Raw genomic sequence first — 20,794 nt, 5'->3', positions numbered from 1 at the left:
CTTTGCCTCCTCCAATCTCTCCCCTTGAGGGAGAGATGCCCCGACAGGGGCAGAGAGGGGTAAACCCTCTCGATAGGTTCGGAGCTTGCGGTTTCTAGGGCTTTCGCCCTTTACCCCTCTCTGTCGCTTTCGCGACATCTCCCCCTCAAGGGGGGAGATTGTTGGCGGAGAGGCTCCCTGACAATGCCAGCGCCTGATGCGCTGAAACGTCTTGGCGGTGGGGTCGCCGACCATAAAAACAAACCGGGGCGGCGGAGCCGCCGCCTCATCCCGTTTCCTCGGAGGCTTCATGCTGAAAATCCGCTCCGTCGACATTGCCGTCTCGACCATCCTGCTCGCCGTCGGGATTGCCCAGCTCATTGGCGGCTACACCATGGACCGGCTGGAAGTGCGGCACATTCCGCCGGCAAGCTTCCCGGGCCTGCTGCCGATCGTGCTTGGTATCGCCATGACGATCGTCGCCAGCCTTCAGCTTATCGGCCTCCTGCGCAGCCGCGATGGAGACGACGAGCGCCGGGCGGGCGGGCTGGTGACCCGCGAGGAACTGGTGCGGCTTTCCGGGCTCATTGCCCTTTGCGCGGTCTACGCGATCGTGCTGGTCGGACGCGTGCATTTCTGGGTGGCGAGCAGCCTGTTCGTCGCCACCTTCATCCTGGCTTTCGAGTTCTCGCCCGGCATGCCGCGGCGCGCCATGATCATCACCATCGCTCGCGCGCTGGTGGTTGCGATCGTCTTCGGCGGCGCGGTGTCATACCTTTTTGAAGATCTGTTTCTGGTGCGCCTGCCATGACCCCTGTGATCGATGCGCTCGCCAGCGCCTTTTCCGAACTCACCACGCCGATGATGCTTTTCAACGTCGTCTGGGCGACCCTGCTCGGCATTTTCGTGGGCGCGCTCCCCGGCCTGACGGCGACGATGGGCGTGGCGCTCTTGACCACGCTCACCTATTCGCTCGACCGCAACACCGCCATCATGGTGCTGATCTGCATGTATGTCGGGGCGATCTACGGTGGTTCGCGCAGCGCCATCCTGCTCAATATTCCGGGAACGCCGGCAAGTGCGGCCACCGCGCTCGACGGCTTTCCGCTGGTGCGCAAGGGCAAGGGCAGCCTCGCCATGGCGATCGCCACCTTCGGCTCGATGCTCGGCACGCTGGTCGGCATCGCCATGCTGGTGATGATCGCGCCGCCGTTGGCGGAAGCCGCCTTCGGCTTCGGCTCCTACGAGTTCTTCTGGCTGGCGCTGTTCGGCATCATCATTTCCGGTCAGCTCACCCATTCCGGTGAACCGCTGAAGGGCTATATGGCCGGGCTGATCGGCCTCTCGGTCGCCATGATCGGCTCGGAAGGAATTCATTCCTATGTCCGCTTCAATTTCGGCATCCAGCAGATGAATGGCGGGATCGAGCTGATCCCGGCCATGGTCGGCGCCTTCGGTTTTGCCGAAGTGCTGTTCGCGATGACGCTGCCGGCGGCCGAGCTTGCCCGCAGCAAATCCGTGCCCGCGCCGCTTAAGGAGCTTTTCGGGAGCGTCTGGCGCTACAAGCGTACCGTGCTCGAATCCGGCGTCATTGGCACGCTGGTCGGCATCATTCCGGGCGTGGGCGAGGATATCGGCGCCTGGGGCTCCTATGCCGCCGCCAAGCGCCACTCGAAGGAACGCGACGAGTTCGGCAAGGGCAGCCAGGAAGGGCTGATCGCGGCCGAGACCGGTAACTCCGCCGTCGTGCCCGGCTCGCTGATCCCGACGTTAACGCTCGGCGTGCCGGGCTCGGCATCGGCCGCCGTGCTGATCGCGGCCTTGTTCCTGCATGGCGTGCGCCCCGGCCCGATGATCATGTTCGACCAGCCCGACATGATCTACACCATCGCCGTGATGCTGATCTTCGCCACCATCGCCATGGGCGTGTTCGGCATGGCGCTGACCCCGCTGTTCGTGAGGGTGCTTCAGATTCCCCGGACGATCCTGATGCCGATGGTGTTCACGCTCTGCGTCATCGGCCCCTATGCGCTGTCCCAGCGCATCTTCGATATCTGGGTAATGTTCGCCTTCGGTGTCGGCGGCTATATTCTCCGCCGTCTCAACTACCCGATGGCGCCGCTGGTGCTCGGGATCATTCTCGGAGCGCTGCTGGACAAGAGCCTCCGGCGCGGGCTGATCCTGTCGAATGGCGACATCACCGCCTTCTTCACAAGGCCCGTCTCGGCCGGTTTCGCGGTGCTGATCGCGCTCACCATCCTGTTCTCGATTCCCGCCTTCCGCCGGTTTGCAAGCTTCAAACGCTGGCGCGGCGATGCTAACGGGGAAGACGCGAAGACGAAATAGGGAGAAACGGGCGTGGCAAGGCGGACAGCGGTAAAGACGAAACGGGCAACGCGCGATGCGGAGGCCTCGCGTGCGGCGATCCTTCAGGCGGCGCTCGATGAGTTCTCGTCGGTCGGCTATGACGGCGCCCGCGTCGACCGCATCGCCGCCGAGGCCGGCCTGTCGAAACCGCTGCTCTACGACTATTTCGGCGACAAGGACGAGCTCTACAAGGCGGCGCTGCGCGAGGCCTATGTGCAGATCCGCGCCGGCGAGGAGAAACTGGCGCTCGAGGCGCTGTCGCCGGAGGAAGCGGTCGGGGCGCTGGTGAGGTTCACCATGACCCACTTCCGCACGCGGCCCTGGTTCATCACCATGCTCAATACCGAGAACCTGCGGCAGGGCTCCTCCGTCGGCAAGATAGGCGACCGGCGCGAGATCCAGTCGAAGCTTCTGATCAAGCTTGAGGAAGTGCTCAAAAGAGGCTGGAAAGACGGCGTTTTCCTGCGGAAGGCCGAGCCGGTGGATGTCTATCTGATGATTGCCTCGCTCTGCTATTTTCCGGTCTCCAACCGCTTCACGCTCGCCGAGGTCTTCGGCTTCGACGCGAGCGAGGAGGGCCTCAACGCCCACGCCCGCCGCGCCACCGAGGCGGTCGTCGGCTGGCTCAAGCAGAAAGACGCAAGCTGATGCCCCGCCTTGTCTGCTGCAACGAGTTGCTGAGCCGTCAGGGGCTCGATCTTCGCGCGCAATGCCGCTTCGCCAAGGCCGTCGGCTATGAGGCGCTGGAGCTTGCGATCGAGAGCTTTCCCGCCGATCCGCGCGCGCTTACGGACGGGCAGGTGAGGGCGATGCGGCAGACGGTGGCCGATGAGGGCATCGAGATTGCCGGCCTGCACTGGCTGCTCTCCTCCGCCCCGACACTTTCGATTACGGACCCCGCTGCTGCCGAAGAGACGACGGACTACCTGCTGAGGCTCGTTGACATCTGCGCCGCGCTCGGCGGCCATGTGCTCATCCATGGCTCGCCCCATCAGCGCCGCCCGCTTTCCGGTATCGCGGATGGGGCGACCTATGACCATGCGACGGAGCTGTTTACGCCCGTCGCCCGCGCCTGTCATGACGCCGGCCTGACCTATTGCATCGAACCGCTTTCGCGCGACCAGACGCCGTTCATCAACACGCTGGAGGATGCCCGTCGGCTTGTCGAGATGGTCGGCTCGCCGGCGTTCAAGACCATGCTCGACTGTTCCTCGGCGGCCCTTGCTGAGGAGGAGAGCGTTCCGACGCTGATCGAAAAATGGATGCCGTCCGGGCTAATTGCCCATGTGCATCTCAACGACAGCAATCGCGGCGCGCCGGGCACCGGAGCCGACGATTTTTCGACCATCATCGCCGCGATCATTGCCAGCGGATACGGCGGCGATCTTTCGGTCGAGCCTTTCACCACCCGCGTCAGCGCGGAGGTGACGCTTGCCATCGCGTCGGCCACCACGCGGGCCCATCTGCAAACCCATGGGAGGGCGATGCCATGAGCGCCGCACGGATTTCGCTGAAGGCGATCGCGTTTCGCACCCGCCCGGTCAACTTCCGCCTGCCGTTCCATTTCGGCAATACCGTGGTCACGGAAACCGATCAGGGCTTCGTTTCGGTGACCGTTGAAGTCGATGGTCGGGTCGCGGAGGGCCACGCGGCCCAGCTCATGGTGCCGCGCTGGTTCGACAAGCGCGCCAGCCGGACGAACGACGACACCGTCGCCGACCTGAAGCGCTCGCTCGCGCTTGCCTGTCGGTTGGTTGAGGACATTGCCTCCGAGACCATTGCCGCAGCCACGACCCGCATGCGTCGGGAGGTCGAGGCGGTCATGCCGGAGGGCACGCCAAGGCTCGCCGCCCATTTCGGCCCGGCGCTTGTCGAGATGGCGTTGATCGACGCGGTCTGTCGCGCGCATGACCTCAATTTTCCGCAGGCCGCAAGGGCCGACCTGTTCGGCGTCAGCACGCTGGCCGCGCCCGATATTTCGCCTGCCGCGATCACCGGCGCGCTTGCTGGCATCACGCCGCTGCCGGCGATCGCGCCGCGCCAGACCGTCGGCTTCGACGCGCCGGTTTTCGAGAGCGAAGCGGACCCGGGGAGGGTCGATGACGGGCTGCCGGTAAGCCTCGAAGCCATCATCCGCGCCACCGGCATCCGCGCTTTCAAGATCAAGCTCAAGGGCGACCCCACGGCCGATATCGACCGGCTCGCGCATATTTCCACCCTTGTGGACCAGATGGGCACTTACCGCGTCACGCTCGACGCAAACGAGCAATATCTGCCCGACCGTTTCGCAATCTTTCTCGAAAGCCTGCAGGGCGATCCCAGGCTTTCGCGTCTGCGCGCTTCCATCGCATTCGTCGAACAGCCCTTCGCGCGCGAGACGGCGCTGACGCTGGAGATCACGCCGGCGCTTTCCGTTTTCCCGCTGATCATCGATGAGAGCGATGACCATGACGACGCCTTCGCCACCGCGATTGCCCATGGCTGGTCGGGAACCTCGATCAAGAGCTGCAAGGGCGTGCTGCGCGCGCTTTTGAACTATGCCCGCATGGTCGATGGCCGCGCCCACGGAAAACGCCTGTTCATCTCGGCGGAAGACCTGACCTGCCAGCCCGGCCTCTGCTGGCAGCAGGATACGCTGGTGGCGGCAACGCTCGGCTGCCGCGATGTCGAGCGCAACGGCCATCATTTCGGCGGCGGCCTGCAGGGCTATGACGATCTCGAAAAGGCCCGCCTCCTCGCCGCCCATGCCGACCTGTACCGCCGGCGCGGTGATCGCATCGATCTCGTGATCGAAGACGGCACGGTCGCGATCGGCTCGCTGTTCGGGCCGGGTTTTGGGCGATAGTCGCCGGAGGTTGAATTTTTAGCTCTTGCTCTCCATGACCTAATAGCCGAGCGCTATGCCGTCCTTGCGGTGGTCGGAGGCCCCCCATAATATGCCGCGCTTGTGGTCGATCATGATCGCCTGGCAGCCGCCGAGCGGCTCGTCGGCGATCCGGGTGAGGTGGCCGCGCCGTTCCAGATCGCGTCTTATGTCGTCGGAAATCGTCGGTTCCAGGCTGATCGCGCCTTCGGTGAAGAAGCTGCGCGGCTGGTCCGAGGCCATCTGGATATCGAAGCCGCGATCGATGACCTGCGAGATGAAATGGGTGTGGCCGTTCGCCTGATACTGCCCGCCCATGACCCCGAAGGAGAGGAAGGGCTTGTCGCCGTCAAACATCATGGCGGGAATGATTGTGTGGAAGGGGCGTTTGGAGGGGCCGATGCAATTGGCATGGCCGTCGGCCAGCGAAAAGCCGCTGCCCCTGTTCTGCAACAGCACGCCTGACCCTTCGGCATAGATGCCGCTGCCGAATGAGGCGAAGATCGAGTTGATCAGCGACACGGCATTGCCGTCGCGGTCGACGACGCTGACATAGACGGTGTCCTTGTGGACCGGCATGTCGAGCGTCTCGGCCGGGGAAGCGCGGTCAAGGGCGATGGCGGAGCGGATGGCCGCGATCCGGTTCTCGTCCAGAAGCTCTTCCACCGAAACGGCCATGTGGGCCGGGTCGGCGATATGGAGATCGCGCTGGCGATAGGCCGATTTCGCGGCCTCCGCCAGAAGGTGGATGCGGTCCGCCGGCGAGACCTTGCCCTCGCCAAGATCGAACCCGTCGAGAATGCGCGCCATCAGTAGCGCCGCGAGACCCTGGCCGTTTGGCGGGCATTCCAGCAGTCGATAGCCGCGATAATCCGCTTCGATCGGTTCGGCGACGTCCGGCCGGGCGCGTTCAAAATCGGCGAGCGTGTGGAGTCCGCCGAGCGCATTGAGGGTGGCAACGATATCCTCTGCCACCGCGCCTTCGTAGAAGCCCTTGCGCCCCTCGCGCGCGATCTTTTCCAGCGTGTCGGCAAGCGCGGGGTTGAAGAGCCTGTCGCCGGTCACCGGCGCCTTGCCCCCTGGCAGGAACTGGCGCGCAGCGGGTTCGTGGCGGCGCAGCCGGTCGGCATAGCGCGCCCAGTCGAGCGCGACGCGCGGCGTAATGGTAAAGCCGTCGCGCGCGGCTCTGATCGCCGGCTGAAGGATCGCGTCGAGCCCGATCCGCCCGTATGTCGTGCTCAGATAATCCCACGCGCCGACGGCGCCTGGCACGGTGACCGAATGCACCGAGAGGTCGGAGATTGCGGTCATGCCCTGTTCCCGGAAAAATTCCGGATGGGCCGCCGCGGGGGCGCGGCCGGAGCCGTTGAGCGCGACCGGCCTGCCGCCGGCGGGTGTGAACATGGCGAAGCAATCGCCGCCTATTCCCGTCATATGAGGGTCGATAACGCCCTGGAGCGCGACCGCCGCAATCGCCGCGTCAACTGCATTGCCGCCGGCGCGCAGAATATCGAGCGCCGCCAGCGTCGCCTGCGGATGCGATGTCGCCGCCATCGCGTTTTCGGCAAGCGCGACGGATTTTCCCGGCGCCATGAAGTCTCGCATGATCATGTTGATCCAATCCCCCCGAACGGCTCAGCTTTCCCGGAAATGCGGAACCGCGTGCTCTCCTCGTCGGGCCGTAGTGTCACTGTCATCAGTGAATTGAACTGATGCAGCCGGCCTCCGCAACGCATTACACCAATCGGCCTGGCAACGGAATGCCGCAGGAAGGGCGTCCGGCCATGCCGCTATTCTTTCCTGCAAAAAGCGCCGTGGAGCGCGTTGATCACGGTCAACACCTCTGGACGGGTGATGGCGTAGTATACCGTGGTGCCTTCCCGGCGGGATTCGACAAGCCCGTCGGCCCTGAGCCGCATGAGTTGCTGCGACATCGGCACCTGTTCGATGCCGAGTTCCCGGCGCAATTCGGCGACCGATTTCTCGCCATCGACAAGGGCGCAAAGCACCAGCAGCCTTTGTGGATGGGAAAGGCTGCTCATGAGTTCAGCGGCCGCTTCGGCGGCGGGGATCATCTCAGTGACATTCATGTTCTTGAATTTAATATCTTTGAATGTTATATGCAAGCCAAACGTTTACGTTGTCGCGCGAACGGCGTTGAACCGGGAAGTTCCAACCGCGTCGTCCTGTGCGCAACGTATTGATCCAACAGAAGGAATGGTCAAATGACGCTCGATCGTGCCGTGATGATGTTCGCGGGTTTCATGGTTCTTCTCTCCCTGGCGCTCGGCTTTTATGTCTCGCCCTGGTGGTTTCTGCTCAATGCCTTTGTCGGTCTCAACCTGATCCAGGCATCGGTGACAGGTTTCTGTCCCGCAGCAATTGTGTTCCGGAAACTCGGAGTCAAGTCGGGTTCGGCGTTCGAATAAACGCGCCAGCCTCGTTATCACACATTTATCCCGGGCGCAGAGGTTAAACTCTGCCGCCGGGAGGAGCTTTGGTCCTATGCTACAAGCCGTTTTCCGATTGACCGCCGCCCTTGCCGTGACGACGCCGCTTGTCGTATCGGCCGCGGCTGCCGCCGAGTTTACCGTCGAGCCCGTGACGGTGACCGAGATGAAGGCCGTTTTCGGCCGGGTGGAAAGCCGGATCGTGGTGCCGGCGCGCGCCAGGATCGGCGGCGTTGTCGAGGACGTCCGGATCGGCGAAGGCGATACGGTCGCCAAGGGCGACACCATCGCGGTGATCGTCGACGACAAGATCGCGCTGGAACTGAAGGCCGCCGATGCAAGGCTCGAGGCCCTGAACTCTCAGCTCGCGAACGCGCGCACCGAACTCGATCGCGCCCAACAGTTGCGCACCTCCGGCTCCGGCACCCAGGCGCGCCTCGATCAGGCCACGATGCAGTTCGACGTCACCACCAATCAGGTTGCCGCCGCCATTGCCGAAAAGGCGGTCGTCGAGCAGCGCGCCAAGGAGGGCGAGGTTCTCGCCCCGGCAACCGGCCGGGTGCTGACCGTGCCGGTCACGCTCGGTTCGGTCGTGATGGCGGGCGAGAATGTCGCCCGCATCGCGCCGGGGCCGTATTACCTGCGCCTGTCGCTGCCTGAGCGCCATGCCGCCGAGATCGTCGAGGGCGCCGAGGTGCAGGTCGGCGAGCGCGGGCTTGTGCCCGGCACGGACGCGCTTCCGGCCGTCAGCACCGGGCGCATCAGCAAGGTCTATCCGGAAATCGCCGACGGGCGCGTGATCGCCGATGTCGAGATCGAAAGCGTCGGCGACTACTTCGTCAACGAGCGCACGCTGGTGTCGATCCCGGTCGGCAAGCGCGCAGCCCTCGTCGTGCCCCCCGAGGCCGTCAAGACAGTGCACGGCGTCGACTATGTGCGGATTGCGACCGATGACGGCGGGATGGATGTCGCGGTCGTCCTCGGCGAGATCGTGCGCGACAATGACGCAGAACGGATCGAGGTCCTGTCCGGCCTGCGCGCCGGTGATCGGGTTATACTGCCATGAAGCTCGGAATTGCAGGCGGGCTCACCCGCACCTTCATCACGTCGCCGCTCACGCCGCTCTTGCTCCTGGCCGCGATCGCGCTTGGCCTGATCGCGCTCGTCTCGCTGCCGCGCGAGGAGGAGCCGCAGATCTCGGTGCCGATGGTCGACATCCATATCAACGCCAACGGGCTGAAGGCCGAGGACGCCGTCAAGCTCGTCACCGAGCCGCTGGAAACCATCGTCAAGAGCATCGATGGCGTCGAGCATGTCTATTCGCAGACGGATGACGACGGCGCGCTCGTCACCGCCCGTTTCGAGGTCGGCACCGACGCCGATACCGCGATATTGCGGGTGCATGAAAAGATCCGCGCCAATATGGACCGCATCCCGGTCGGTGTCCCGGAGCCGCTGATCGTCGGTCGCGGCATCGACGATGTCGCTGCCGTCGTCGTCACCTTGCGGCCGACCGCAGAGGCTGCGGGGCGCTGGACGGAAAACGACCTGACCCGGCTGGCCCGCGAACTGCAGGTGGAAGTCTCCAAGCTGCCGGATATCGGGCTCACCTATATTGTCGGCGAACAGCCCGAACAGTTCCGTGTCGAGCCCGATCCCGAGCGGCTGTCGCTGTTCGGCATCACGCTGCAGCAATTGGCCGCGAAGGTCCAGGGCGCCAATCGCTCGTTCCGGGTCGGCACGATCCGCGAGGATGGCGGGCAGCTTCCGGTTATCGCCGGGCAGACGCTGCAATCCTTGCCAGAGATCGGCAATCTTCTGCTGACCGCCCGCGACGGCCGTCCGGTCTATGTCCGCGACGTCGCCGATGTCGTGCTGGCAACTTCGCCGGCCGAACACCGCGTCACCGATATCCGCCGCACGGATGCCGGGCTGGATCGCGCCGCCGCCGTGTCGCTGGCGATTGCCAAGCGTCCCGGCACCAATGCGGTCGTGATTGCCGAGGAAATCGTGCACAGGCTGGAGCAGGTGCGCGGCCAGATCTTCCCCGCCGATGTCGAAATGACGGTTACCCGCAATTACGGCGAGACCGCCAATGAGAAGGCCAACGAGCTGCTGTTCCATCTGGCGCTTGCGACCGTCTCGATCGTCGTGCTGGTGGGCATTGCCATCGGCTGGCGCGAGGCGCTGGTGGTTGCCGTCGTTATTCCGACGACCATTCTGCTGACCTTCTTCGCCTCATGGATCATGGGCTACACGATCAACCGCGTGTCGCTGTTCGCGCTGATCTTCTCGATCGGCATCCTTGTCGACGACGCCATCGTCGTGATCGAGAACATTGCCCGCCACTGGGCGATGCAGGATGATCGCTCGCGGGTTCAGTCGGCGATCGACGCCGTTGCCGAGGTCGGCAATCCCACCATCGTTGCCACGCTGACGGTGATCGCGGCGCTGCTGCCGATGATGTTCGTCTCGGGCATGATGGGCCCCTATATGAGCCCGATCCCGGCCAATGCCTCGGCGGCCATGCTGTTCTCGTTCTTCGTTGCCGTCATCCTGACGCCGTGGCTGATGATCAAGTTCGGCGGCAAGGGAGCCGGCCACGGACATGGCGACGCCGCGGCCGCTCATGGCGCTGCCGGCGGCGGCCGTCTTGGCCGGTTCTACGTCGCGGTCGCCCGGCCCGTTCTCAAAAGCCGGGCGCGGGCCTGGACGTTCATCGGTCTGGTGGCGCTGGCAACCTTTGCCTCGCTTGCGCTGTTCTACACCAAGGATGTCACCGTCAAGCTGCTGCCGTTCGACAACAAGTCCGATCTTCAGGTCGTGGTCGACTTGCCGAAAGGGGCATCCGTCGAGGATACCGACCGGGCGCTGCAATCGGTTGTCGACAGGCTTGCGGAGATGCCGGAAATCGTCTCCTTCCAGACCTATGCCGGCACCGCGGCGCCCTTCGATTTCAACGGGCTGGTGCGTCACTATTATCTGAGGGCCAATCCCGAGCAGGGGCAGGTCGCCGTCAACCTTCTGCCGAAGGGCGAGCGCGACCGGGCGAGCCACGCCATCGCGCTCGATATGCGCGAACGGCTCGATGGCCTCGATCTGCCGCAGGGCACGGTGGTGAAGGTGGTGGAACCGCCGCCCGGTCCGCCGGTGATGGGCACGCTCTTGGCCGAAATCTACGGCCCGGACCCCGAGACCCGGCGCGCGGTCGCGGACAAGGTACGCGAGGCTTTCGCGAGCGTGCCGTTCATCGTCGATCTTGACGACAGCTATCACAACCGGCCGGAACGGGTGCGGATCGCCATCGACCAGGACAATCTCGAATATTACCGGGTCGAGCAGTCCGATGTCTACGACACGCTCAGCTATCTCTATGGCGGGGCAACGGTCGGCTATTCGCATCGCGGCGACGGACGCCAGCCAATCCCGATCCGGCTTGCGCTGCCGAAGGCGCACGACACGCTGGACGAACGCGCGCTCTCCACCCCGGTGCCGGCCAATGCGCTGCCGGGCGGGCGCGGCGTGGTCGAACTCGGCGATGTCGTCAGCGTCACGCAGGAACCGGCATCCTATCCGGTGTTCCGCCACAATGGCCGCGCCGCCGAAATGGTGATGGCCGAGCTTGCCGGGGCGTATGAAGCGCCGATCTACGGCATGCTGGCGGTGCAGGATGCGATCAATGCCATGGATTGGGGAGATCTGCCCAAACCGGAGATCGTGCTCCATGGCCAGCCCGACGACGAGACCCATCCGACGCTTTTGTGGGATGGCGAGTGGGAGGTGACCTGGGTGACCTTCCGCGATATGGGCGCTGCCTTCATGGTTGCGATCATCGGGATCTATATTCTGGTCGTTGCCCAGTTCGGCTCGTTCAAGCTGCCGCTCGTCATCCTGACGCCGATCCCGCTGACCTTCATCGGCATTCTCTGCGGGCACTGGCTGTTCGGCGCGCCGTTCACCGCGACATCGATGATCGGCTTCATAGCGCTTGCCGGCATCATCGTGCGCAACTCGATCCTGCTGGTCGATTTCATCCGCCATGCGCGCACGCCCGGCCGGCCGCTGATCGACGTGCTTCTGGAAGCCGGCGCGATCCGCTTCAAGCCTATCCTGCTCACCGCGCTTGCCGCGATGATCGGGGCGGCCGTGATCCTGACCGACCCGATCTTCCAGGGGTTGGCGATCTCGCTGCTGTTCGGCCTTGCCTCCTCGACGGCGCTGACCGTGCTGGTCATTCCCGCGATCTATGTCGTGTTGCGGGGAGACCGGAAGAACAGTGCGGCGGCGAGCCCTGAAGGCACGGCATCGGCATAGGCGTCGAGCCGGGCCGGCGGGCGTTACATCGCCGGCCCGGAGCCGTCGCCAAAGATGTCGATGAGCCGCCCCCGCATCGTGTCCATGCCTCTCTCGGGCGCGTCCGGCGCAGGGATCATGCCGGGGGTGAAGCCGTCCGCCTCGAAGCGTTCGATCAACGCCTGATCCTTGCTGATGACGTGTATCGGAACCGCCCGCGAGGCATCGGGCCCGGTGACGACCGGGGCCGGCTGATGGTCGCCGAGAACGATGAATACGGCGTCATCGCCGAAGCGGGCGATGTAGTCGCCGACCGTCTGCAGCGAATAGTCGATGGTGCGGATATAGTGGTCGCGGATATCGTCGCGGTTGGACCACACCTGTTGCGGCGTTTCACCGCTCTCCGCCTGGCTATCGAACACCGTTCCGTCGCCGACATCATCCCAGTCAATCAGGCTCGGCACCGGCGTCCATGGCGCATGGCTCGATATCAGCGCGATTTCCGCCATCAGCGGCGTGCCCGCGGCATGTGCCGGCTGGCGCGCCAGCCGATCGAACGCGGATAATGTGTACTGGTCGGGCATGGTGATCCAGTTGAAGGGTTTGCCGCGATAGCCCAGATCACCCGAAGCGAAAACCTCGTCATAGCCGTAATAAGAGGCCTCCGGCCAGTCCATGGTGATGGCCGGCATGACTGCCGCCGTGCGCCATCCGGCCTGCCGGAAAAGCCGGTTCAGGCTCTGCCGGTCGCTGATCATCAGCCGGTCGTAGCGGGCCTGGCTGTCGGTCCATAGGCCGGAAAGAAACGTGCCGTGCGCAAGCCAGCTCAGCCCGCCCATGGTGGGGGAAACGAGCCAGCCGGAGGCTTCCGAAAAACCAGCATCGGCGAGTTCGTTTTGCACGTTCTCAAGCCTCGGAACCGTCACCGGACTGTAGAGCGGGTCCTCCACGGCGCTGCGCCCGTAGGATTCGATGAAGATGAGGATGACGTCGCGGCCCCTGATCGCGCCAAACAGGTTGCTGCCGGACGCGACCTCATCCGCGGCGGCCAGATCGCGCTCGAACCGCTGCATATCCGCGACCGATTTCTGCACCAGCGCCAGCCTGTTACCGAGATAGGCGACGGCCTTCATCTCCGCCCGCACCGGGGTCTCGACAAACTGAAGCGCGGCGCCGATCGCGAGCAGAACAAGCGCCGCGATCACCGGTCCGCGCTTTTGCCGGGCGCTCAACCTTATAAGCCGTCGCTCCGCGCCGAAGTAAAGCGTCAGAAGGCCGACGAACGCGGCAAGCACCGCTGCAAGCGCGAGGCCCGCCTTCCATGCGCCAAGCGTTCCAGAGAACACATTCCAGCCATCGGCCAGCATCTTCATGTCGAGATAGGGGTTGAACCGCCGCTGGAACGCGGATTGCACGCCGATATCGGCGATCTTCAGGAACAGCAGCGTGAAGATGGCCAACGCAAACAGGACAGCCAGCACGGTCGCGATCCGTCGCGGCAGCACCAGCAGCGCCAGCACCATGATCGGGACTTCCAGCTGAAACCGCAGGAAAGCCGCGCCGTAAAACGCGCCCGGATGATCCGGCAGGATCAGCGCGGCAAAGCTGAGGACGACGAAAAATACGAAGGCGATCCAACCCGCGCGGGATGAGACGGTTCGCCCCTTGTCAGGCCTGTCGCTTCTTGTCATCAAACCATCACCGCGCGCCATACGTTTCACCAACAGGCGGCGCGTGCGATTTCGGGCCGCATGTTGCGAAGGACCAGAGCTTGAACAAACTTGCCGTCTTTTCGGTTATCGCCTGTCTGGCCTTGCTTGCCGGGCTCATCGCTATGACCGGCCCGGACCGTCTGGTCGCCGCGTTCCGCGATGTTCCTCCGGCCCTCGTTATCCTGGCGCTTGCGCTGGTGCAGGTGCAGATTATCGCCTCGGCCTGCCGCTGGCGTTTCACGGCCAAAAGGCTCGGACAGGAGATCGGGCTCGGTCTCGCCATTCGCGAATATTACATCAGCAGCGCGCTCAATCTGGTCCTGCCGGGCGGCATGGCGGGCGATGCCGTGCGCGCCTATCGCAGCCGGCTGGAAGGGGCGGGCGGCTGGAAGCGACCGGCAGCGGCTGTGTTTCTGGAAAGACTGTCCGGGCAGATCGCCTTCTTCGCGCTGAGCTTTCTCGGTCTTCTCGCCTGGCCGGTGTTCCTGAGCGAACGCCTGCCGGAGCAGGCTGATGCGTTGATATGGGGCGTCAGCGCGGTGTTCATCGTTGGCGTTCTGATAGCCGCCGTATTCTGGGCGGAGTGGCTGCCGCAGCGCTTCCGCGCGCTGGGAGCCGATATTGCCGCCGTGTTCTGGAAGGACCGCGCGTTTCTGGTGCAGGCAGGGCTCAGCCTGCTGATCGTGGGCGGCTACATCGCGGTGTTCCTGATTGCGTCGCGCGCGGTCGGCGCGCCCTTGCCGGCGATCGCGGCCGTCACCGCCATTCCGCTCTGTCTGATGACCATGCTTATACCCGCCGGCATCGGCGGCTGGGGCACGCGCGAGGCGGCCGCCGCCGCGCTCTGGCCGCTCTTCGGCTTCACCAGTGCCGAGGGTGTGGCCGCAAGCCTGCTTTACGGTGTGATATCGCTGGCGGGCGCTGCCGTGCCCGGCGGCATCTCGGTTGCCGTTTCGCTCTACCGGGGCAGGATCGCCAGATCCTGAGAAGGGCGACCTCATGACCGGCTCTTGCGCAGCAGATAGAGGACGTCGGCGGCGAATGAATAGACCAGCAATGCCAACGCGATGAGCGCCGCAATTGTCGAAACCGGCGGCACAACCGTCGGAACGAGGATGACGCACAGCGTTGCCACCTGCACCACGCAGATCAGTTTCCTGCGAAATGACGGGGGCAGGGGCTCGCCCAGCGCCGGTACGAAATATTGCGCGCCGACGAAGAGATAGCGCATCAGCCCGATCAAAAGCACCCACCAGCCGGCCTTGCCCAGCATCAGGGCAGCCTCCGACAGGACCAGAATGAGAAGCGCATCGACCTCCATATCGAAGCGGGCGCCAAGGGCGGATTCCTGGCCGAACCGCCGGGCGAGATAGCCATCGAAGCCATCGAGGACGAAAGCTGTCACCACGAGCGCGATCAGAATCCAGACCGCCGATTGCCCCCCCATGTCAGCGGCGAAAAACACGAAAGCCGTCACCAGACTGACGATCGCCGTCCGGATTGCGGTGATCGCGTTGGCCGCGCCGAAAGAACTGTGCGGATGATAGGGCAGGGCGCTGAGGACGACGGTGAAGATCGCAAACAGCAGCAACGCCGCGAACATCACCGCCCAGCGTCCGAGCATCAGGTGCGGGCCAAGCACCTGATAGGAAACCAGCGCGACGGCGAAGACCACGCCCAGCACGAGAAGCGCGCTGGCTTTGAGCTGCGGCGGCGGTGCGGGGCTCGGCTTGTCGGTCATGCGGCTCCCAGTTTTATTTCGTTGTCGCGAGCATTTCGGGGTCGAATATGTGATCGGCCTTCGACGCCTTGGTGCGCAGGTAATTCAGGTTCTCCGCCGTTATCTTGCCATGAGTCGGCATCCGCCCCACTACCTTTATGCCTGCGGCATTGATCGCCGCGATCTTGGTGGGGTTGTTGGTGTGCAGAACGACGCTCGATATGCCGAGCAGCCGCAGGATCGCGATTGCCGCCTCATAGCGGCGGTGGTCCGGCTCAAGCCCGAGCTCGGCGTCGGCGTCGATCGTGTCGAGGCCCTGGTGCTGATAGCCATAGGCCCGCATCTTGGAGCCGATGCCGGTGCCGCGCCCTTCCTGATCGAGATAGATCAGCACGCCGCCGCCCGCCGCCCTCAGATTGGCAAGGCCGTTGCGCAACTGGTCGCCGCAATCGCATTTCAGCGAGCCGCAAAGGTCGCCGGTGAGGCAGGAGGAGTGAATGCGAACAGACACCGGACGGCTGAAATCCGGATCGCCGACAATGATCGCGATCTGGTCCTTCTGCGCAAGTCCGCCGCGAAATACCGCAAACTGCGCATCGCCGAGATCTTTCAGCGGAACCCGTGTGCGCACGACCTCGGTGAATTTCTGGCGTGCGTGCCGGGTATCGGAAAGGTGGGCGCAGTCGAGCCTGTGGCAGGCGTCGAAACGATCCTCTATGCCATCGATTTCGGTGCAGACCATGGCCGGCAGCAGCAGCGCCATTCGCGCCAGCTCCGCGGCGGCCGTCATTGCCGGATCGGCCTCGCGCCATTCACCCGGCGCCCTGGCATCGAGCGCGTAGGAAAGCCTTGCTGCGGCATCGAACGACATCCCTTCGGCGGGCACGGCAATGCCGAGGCTCGATGAAATGCCCAGGCAATGGGCTCGCTGCGCTGTGACGAACAGCGCGTGGTGATCCTCACTTGCGGCCGCGAAGGCATCAAAGGTCTCGGGCGCGGCGCAATCGAGCGCCAGCACGGCATGGCTTTTTTCACCCTGATTCAAAATGACCGGGCGCCCGAAGCGCAGTTCGGCGACGGCCCGTTCGATCTCCATTGCCGGGGTGCAAACTCGAAAACTGAACCTATCCATCTGTTCCTGCGTTGATCTGCTATGTTGCACGCATATGATTCCGCCGCCTGGCGACATCATCGTTTTGTCACAAAACCATCGACTCGTCCCGGTTCGCAAACGGGCAGCGCGTCGAAGTTATTGGAACCTAATACGTAATTAGAGCGTAAGTGGATTGGTTCCAGTCGCACGCTGCGACTGGACTTTAACAAAAAAGTGTTCGCCGGAAGGAGCGTCGAAAATTGAAGGGAAGTTTTGGCGATGATGACCGCGCCGGCCGCACGGCGCGGGCGCTCTGGTTCCCGGCGGCGCGGACCTGCGCCGTGCAGGAGGAAGAACTCGGCGTGGTCGACGAGGGGGCGGTGCTCGTCCGGACGCTTTTCAGCGGCATCAGCCGGGGCACGGAATCACTCGTTTTCAACGGCCTGGTGCCGGAAGGCGAGCGTGATCGCATGCGCGGACCGCATATGGCGGGCGATTTTCCGTTTCCGGTCAAATATGGGTATGCCCTGGTGGGTCGCGTGGAGACCGGCCCTGACCATCTGGCCGGCCGGATCGTCTTTTGCCTGCACCCGCATCAAAGCGCGGCCGTCGTGGCCGAAGGCATGGTCACGCCGCTGCCGGATGGGGTGCCGGCCGAACGCGCCATCCTCGCCGCCAATATGGAGACGGCGCTGAACATCGTCTGGGATGGCGGAATTATGCCCGGCGACCGGGTGGCGGTATTCGGCGCGGGCGTTGTCGGCGCGCTCACCGCCTTTATCGCGAAAGCGATCATCGGCACCGAGGTGGTTCTGGTCGACCGCAATCCGGCGCGGCGGGCGCTTGCCGATAGGCTCGGCGTCACTTTTGCCGAGAGCGGCGCGCTCGACGGCGAATTCGATCTGCTGATCAATGCCTCCGCCTCCGGCGAAGCGCTCGCGGAAGCGCTGGATCACGCCGGCTTCGAGGCCCGCATCGTCGAGGGGAGCTGGTACGGCGACAAAAAACTGACGCTGCCGCTCGGTGGCGCTTTCCATTCGCAACGGCTTTCGATCGTCGCTTCACAGGTCGGCTCGTTGCCGCCCGCGCAACGTGCCCGCTGGAGCTTTGCGCGCCGTCTGGCCAAGGCGGTTACGCTTCTTGAAGACGACCGCCTCGATGCGCTGATCTCCGGCGAGACCGCGTTCGAGGACATCGCCGCCGCCTATCCCGGCATCATCGATGATCCGGAAACGCTCTGCCACCGTATCCGATACTAAAAAGAGAGAAGTCATGTTTGCAGTCGAAGTCCGCGATCACATCATGATCGCCCACAGCCTCCCCCGACCCGTATTCGGCCCTGCCCAGGGCATGCACGGTGCCACATTCGTGGTCGATGCCGCCTTCTTCACCGAGGATGTCGATGATGACGGCCTCGCCGTCGATATCGGGGCGGCGACTGAAACGCTTGCCGAGGTGCTGAAACCGCTCAACTATCAGAATCTCGATGAGGTCGAGGCCTTCAGCGGCAAGATTTCGACCACCGAAGTGATCGCGAAGCACATCTTCGTCCAACTCGCATCCGCCGTTGGCGAGAAGAAACTCGGCCCGGGCAGTCACCGGATCGCGAGAATCCGCGTGACCCTGCACGAATCCCACGCCGCCCGCGGCTGGTATGAGGGCGCGCTTTGACGGCCCAGCTTGTCTTTGCCTATCCCGGCGATCTTTCAACCCGAACCGGCGGCTATGGTTATGACCGGCGGATGATTGCCGGGCTGGAGGCGCTCGGCTGGGACGTGGAATTGCTGGCGCTCGGCGATGGCTTTCCCGCACCGGAACCGGCGGTGAAGCAGAACGCCGAACGTCTGCTCTCGGCCCTGCCGGACGGGGCGCTGGTGATGATTGACGGGCTCGCCTTCGGCATTCTGGACGACTGGGCCGTCCGAGAGGCGACTCGCCTGCGGATCGTGGCCCTGGTGCACCATCCGCTGGCGCTGGAAACCGGGCTCGATGCCGGTCGGCAGGCCGTCTTGCGAGAAAGCGAACGCAGGGCGCTCGCTCATGTCCGCCATATCGTCGTAACCTCGCAAGCGACAGCGCAAACGCTTGTCAGCGGGTTCGCGATACCGGCGGACGACATCACCGTCGCGCTTCCCGGCACGGACCCTGCGCCGGTATCCGCCTGCGATGGCGATCCGCCCCATATCGTTTCCATTGGCTCGCTGATCCCGCGCAAGGCGCATGATGTGCTGGTCGACGCGCTGAAACGGATCGAAAACCTTCCCTGGAGAGCGACCATCGCCGGCAGTCGGGATATGGACCCGCCCACCGCTCGGGCGCTCGAACGGCAGATCGCCGCGCTCGGGCTCGACGACAGAATTCTGCTGGCCGGCGACTGCGACGACACCCGCGCCCTGCTTGCCTCGGCCGATATATTCGCGCTTGCCAGCCGCTACGAAGGCTATGGCATGGTGTTCGCCGAGGCGCTGTCGCAGGGCGTTCCGGTGATTGCCTGCCGCGCCGGTGCGATCCCCGACGTGGTGCCGACGGACGCCGGCATTCTGGTTTCCGTCGATGACAGCGCGGGTTTCGCTGAAGCCCTTGAAAGGATGATCACCGACAAGGCATTCCACGCCGAAATGGCGGCAGCGGCCCGGCGCGCGGGCGAGAGACTGCCGGGATGGGAGGATACGGCGCGCACAATTTCCGAGGCCCTGGAGGTGATTTCATGAGCGGCTTCGAGACCGATTGGCTGGCGCTGCGCGAACCGGCGGACAGGCTCGCCCGCGCCCCGGCTCTGCTCGACATCCTGTCGCGCTACCTGCAGGCCATGCTGGCGCCGGCGATTGTCGATATCGGCTGCGGCACGGGCTCGACCTGGCGCAGTCTCCAAAGCCATGTCCCCAACCACACGCGCTGGCTGCTGCTTGACCATGACCCGGCACTTCTCGAAGAAGCGGAACGTGGCATCGGAAACGATCAAGGCGTCGCCTTTCGACGCTTCGATCTCAACGATCTACAGGACCTGCCGCTAGAAGGCGTCCCAATGGTAACGGCCTCGGCGCTGTTCGATCTGGTTTCGGAGGACTTCTGCGTCGCTTTCTGTGATCGACTCGTTGATCAAGGCTGCGGTCTCTACGCGGCGCTGAACTATGACGGCATCATACGCTGGACGCACCGCCATCCGCTCGATGACGATATGGTCGAGGCCTTCAACCGTCACCAGCAAACCGACAAGGGCTTTGGTAGGGCGCTCGGCCCGGCGGCGGGCGCCTGTCTTGAGCGGCTGCTGGAAGCGAGAGGCTATCAGGTTGAGGCGATGACCAGCCCATGGCGGATGGACGCAACGGCGGCGGCCCTGCAGAAAGCCTTCCTGTCAGGTTTTCGCCAGCCCTTGCAGGAAATGTCAGGGCGCAGTGAAGCCGATATCGAGGACTGGCTTGCCTTCCGCATGGCCGCCATCGCCGCGCCGGAGAGCCTTTGCGAGGTCGGCCACATCGACCTCATTGCCATGCCGGTCTGACAACTGGCTTGAGCGGGCAATCGAACAGGATGTCGGTTCCCAGACTGTAGATCTGTGCCTCTGGCCGGAGCGCGTCCGAAAGGCGATCGACCGGGGGCAGGACGATCCCGCTCGGTCCCGATCCGATGATCAGCGGCGAAACAGCGACATGCAGCCGGTCGACCAGTCCGGCCTCGATGAAGCGGGCAATCGTGCGCGCGCCGCCCTCGACAAGCACGCGGCGCAGGCCGAGCCCGGAAAGCGCAGCCAGCATCTCCTGCGGTGCGAGCCCGTTCTCGTGGCGGCGAAGACGAATGATCTCGGCATTCGGAAGATCGTTGCGGCGGACCTCGTCGCTCTGAAAAACGATCACCCGCGCGCCGCCGTCATGAAACAGGCCTTCCCGTCCGGTAAGCCGCCCATGGCAGTCGATGACCACACGCACGGGATCGGGGCCGTCGACAAGGCGCACGGAAAGGCGCGGATCATCGCAACTGACCGTGTTCTCACCGACTATGACGGCATCGACCAGCGCGCGACACCGATGCAGATGCGCCAGACCCTCCGGTCCCGAAATATCACGCGCGTCCCCCGAAGGCGTTGCCACCCGCCCGTCCAGCGACTGGCCGACCTGCGCCAGCACGAATTGCTCTGAAGCCCCGGCGATGGGCCCGTAGAGCGCGCCTTCGGCCCCCGGCGGCGTCGGAGCGCTTCCTTCGCGCAAGGCAAGGAGTTGCGTCCATATGTCGTCGCTCATGTTGATCGCGTGTACTGTCACGGCGTCCTTTTCGGGCCCTCCGGGCCGTATTCAAATTCAGGCCGGAAACGACCGCAAG

General features: G+C 64.4%; 19 protein-coding genes. 13 read left to right on the top strand and 6 right to left on the bottom strand.

Annotated elements, in window-relative coordinates; genetic code table 11:
* Positions 1-289: 289 nt before the first annotated feature.
* From V6767_RS00710 to V6767_RS00690, 5 genes are read left to right on the top strand one after another with little or no spacing between them, the layout of a single operon-like run.
* Complete coding sequence (locus V6767_RS00710; RefSeq protein WP_448471660.1) at positions 290-790, top strand: tripartite tricarboxylate transporter TctB family protein; 501 nt, start codon at positions 290-292, stop codon at positions 788-790.
* On the top strand, positions 787-2,325 hold the full coding sequence (locus V6767_RS00705) for a tripartite tricarboxylate transporter permease (protein ID WP_448471659.1): 1,539 nt from the start codon (positions 787-789) through the stop codon (positions 2,323-2,325). Before V6767_RS00710 ends, V6767_RS00705 begins: the two co-directional genes overlap by 4 nt.
* 12 nt (positions 2,326-2,337) lie before the next feature.
* Positions 2,338-2,994, top strand: coding sequence for a TetR/AcrR family transcriptional regulator (locus tag V6767_RS00700; RefSeq protein ID WP_448471658.1), 657 nt, complete (start codon positions 2,338-2,340; stop codon positions 2,992-2,994).
* Positions 2,994-3,839 (top strand): sugar phosphate isomerase/epimerase family protein, encoded by an 846-nt coding sequence (locus V6767_RS00695; RefSeq protein ID WP_448471657.1) that lies wholly within the window; start codon positions 2,994-2,996, stop codon positions 3,837-3,839. The genes V6767_RS00700 and V6767_RS00695 overlap by 1 nt, the downstream gene beginning before the upstream one ends.
* Complete coding sequence (locus V6767_RS00690; RefSeq protein ID WP_448471656.1) at positions 3,836-5,191, top strand: enolase C-terminal domain-like protein; 1,356 nt, start codon at positions 3,836-3,838, stop codon at positions 5,189-5,191. The genes V6767_RS00695 and V6767_RS00690 overlap by 4 nt, the downstream gene beginning before the upstream one ends.
* Positions 5,192-5,230: 39 nt before the next feature.
* On the opposite strand, the gene ggt is transcribed toward V6767_RS00690, so the two are convergent.
* Together ggt and V6767_RS00680 are read right to left on the bottom strand one after the other, a co-directional pair.
* Positions 5,231-6,814: a gamma-glutamyltransferase gene (gene ggt / locus V6767_RS00685; RefSeq protein ID WP_448471850.1), complete on the bottom strand. Its 1,584-nt coding sequence runs from the start codon at positions 6,812-6,814 to the stop codon at positions 5,231-5,233.
* A gap of 185 nt (positions 6,815-6,999) precedes the next feature.
* Positions 7,000-7,299 carry an ArsR/SmtB family transcription factor gene (locus tag V6767_RS00680; protein WP_018064143.1) on the bottom strand — a complete coding sequence of 100 codons (300 nt, stop codon included), beginning with the start codon at positions 7,297-7,299 and terminating at the stop codon, positions 7,000-7,002.
* 135 nt (positions 7,300-7,434) lie between these two features.
* On the opposite strand from V6767_RS00680, the gene V6767_RS00675 reads away from it, so the two are divergent.
* The 3 genes from V6767_RS00675 to V6767_RS00665 all read left to right on the top strand — a co-directional run bounded on the left by V6767_RS00675 (position 7,435) and on the right by V6767_RS00665 (position 11,973).
* Complete coding sequence (locus V6767_RS00675) at positions 7,435-7,638, top strand: YgaP family membrane protein (RefSeq protein WP_230722567.1); 204 nt, start codon at positions 7,435-7,437, stop codon at positions 7,636-7,638.
* Between the two features lie 76 nt (positions 7,639-7,714).
* Positions 7,715-8,725: an efflux RND transporter periplasmic adaptor subunit gene (locus V6767_RS00670; protein WP_448471655.1), complete on the top strand. Its 1,011-nt coding sequence runs from the start codon at positions 7,715-7,717 to the stop codon at positions 8,723-8,725.
* Complete coding sequence (locus V6767_RS00665) at positions 8,722-11,973, top strand: efflux RND transporter permease subunit (RefSeq protein WP_448471654.1); 3,252 nt, start codon at positions 8,722-8,724, stop codon at positions 11,971-11,973. The genes V6767_RS00670 and V6767_RS00665 overlap by 4 nt, the downstream gene beginning before the upstream one ends.
* Positions 11,974-11,996: 23 nt before the next feature.
* On the opposite strand, the gene V6767_RS00660 is transcribed toward V6767_RS00665, so the two are convergent.
* Positions 11,997-13,643: a sulfatase-like hydrolase/transferase gene (locus V6767_RS00660; RefSeq protein ID WP_448471653.1), complete on the bottom strand. Its 1,647-nt coding sequence runs from the start codon at positions 13,641-13,643 to the stop codon at positions 11,997-11,999.
* A gap of 80 nt (positions 13,644-13,723) precedes the next feature.
* Between V6767_RS00660 and V6767_RS00655 the strand changes: the two genes are divergently transcribed.
* A complete protein-coding gene (locus V6767_RS00655; RefSeq protein ID WP_448471652.1) occupies positions 13,724-14,650 on the top strand; it encodes a lysylphosphatidylglycerol synthase transmembrane domain-containing protein in 927 nt (308 codons plus the stop codon).
* Between the two features lie 11 nt (positions 14,651-14,661).
* Here the strand turns inward: V6767_RS00655 and V6767_RS00650 are convergent, their stop codons facing one another.
* Positions 14,662-15,405 carry a CDP-alcohol phosphatidyltransferase family protein gene (locus V6767_RS00650; RefSeq protein WP_448471651.1) on the bottom strand — a complete coding sequence of 248 codons (744 nt, stop codon included), beginning with the start codon at positions 15,403-15,405 and terminating at the stop codon, positions 14,662-14,664.
* A 13-nt stretch (positions 15,406-15,418) separates the two neighbouring features.
* Positions 15,419-16,480 (bottom strand): GTP cyclohydrolase II RibA, encoded by a 1,062-nt coding sequence (ribA, locus tag V6767_RS00645; protein WP_448471650.1) that lies wholly within the window; start codon positions 16,478-16,480, stop codon positions 15,419-15,421.
* A 257-nt stretch (positions 16,481-16,737) separates the two neighbouring features.
* Between ribA and V6767_RS00640 the strand changes: the two genes are divergently transcribed.
* The 4 genes from V6767_RS00640 to V6767_RS00625 are packed head-to-tail and all read left to right on the top strand — an operon-like array spanning position 16,738 to position 19,979.
* The gene (locus V6767_RS00640; protein WP_448471649.1) at positions 16,738-17,736 is read left to right on the top strand and encodes a zinc-dependent alcohol dehydrogenase; all 999 of its coding nucleotides are present in this window, start codon (positions 16,738-16,740) and stop codon (positions 17,734-17,736) included.
* A gap of 13 nt (positions 17,737-17,749) precedes the next feature.
* Entirely contained in the window at positions 17,750-18,148 is a 399-nt protein-coding gene (locus V6767_RS00635; protein ID WP_448471648.1) for a 6-pyruvoyl trahydropterin synthase family protein, read from the top strand.
* Complete coding sequence (locus V6767_RS00630; RefSeq protein WP_448471647.1) at positions 18,145-19,188, top strand: glycosyltransferase family 4 protein; 1,044 nt, start codon at positions 18,145-18,147, stop codon at positions 19,186-19,188. Before V6767_RS00635 ends, V6767_RS00630 begins: the two co-directional genes overlap by 4 nt.
* Positions 19,185-19,979, top strand: coding sequence for a methyltransferase domain-containing protein (locus V6767_RS00625; RefSeq protein WP_448471646.1), 795 nt, complete (start codon positions 19,185-19,187; stop codon positions 19,977-19,979). Before V6767_RS00630 ends, V6767_RS00625 begins: the two co-directional genes overlap by 4 nt.
* On the opposite strand, the gene V6767_RS00620 is transcribed toward V6767_RS00625, so the two are convergent.
* Positions 19,960-20,715 carry a RibD family protein gene (locus tag V6767_RS00620; protein WP_448471645.1) on the bottom strand — a complete coding sequence of 252 codons (756 nt, stop codon included), beginning with the start codon at positions 20,713-20,715 and terminating at the stop codon, positions 19,960-19,962. The genes V6767_RS00625 and V6767_RS00620 overlap by 20 nt on opposite strands.
* Positions 20,716-20,794: the final 79 nt, after the last annotated feature.

Source organism: Martelella sp. FLE1502 (assembly GCF_053484255.1).
Note: the sequence above shows the minus strand (reverse complement) of the source record. Positions and strands in the feature narration are given on the sequence as shown.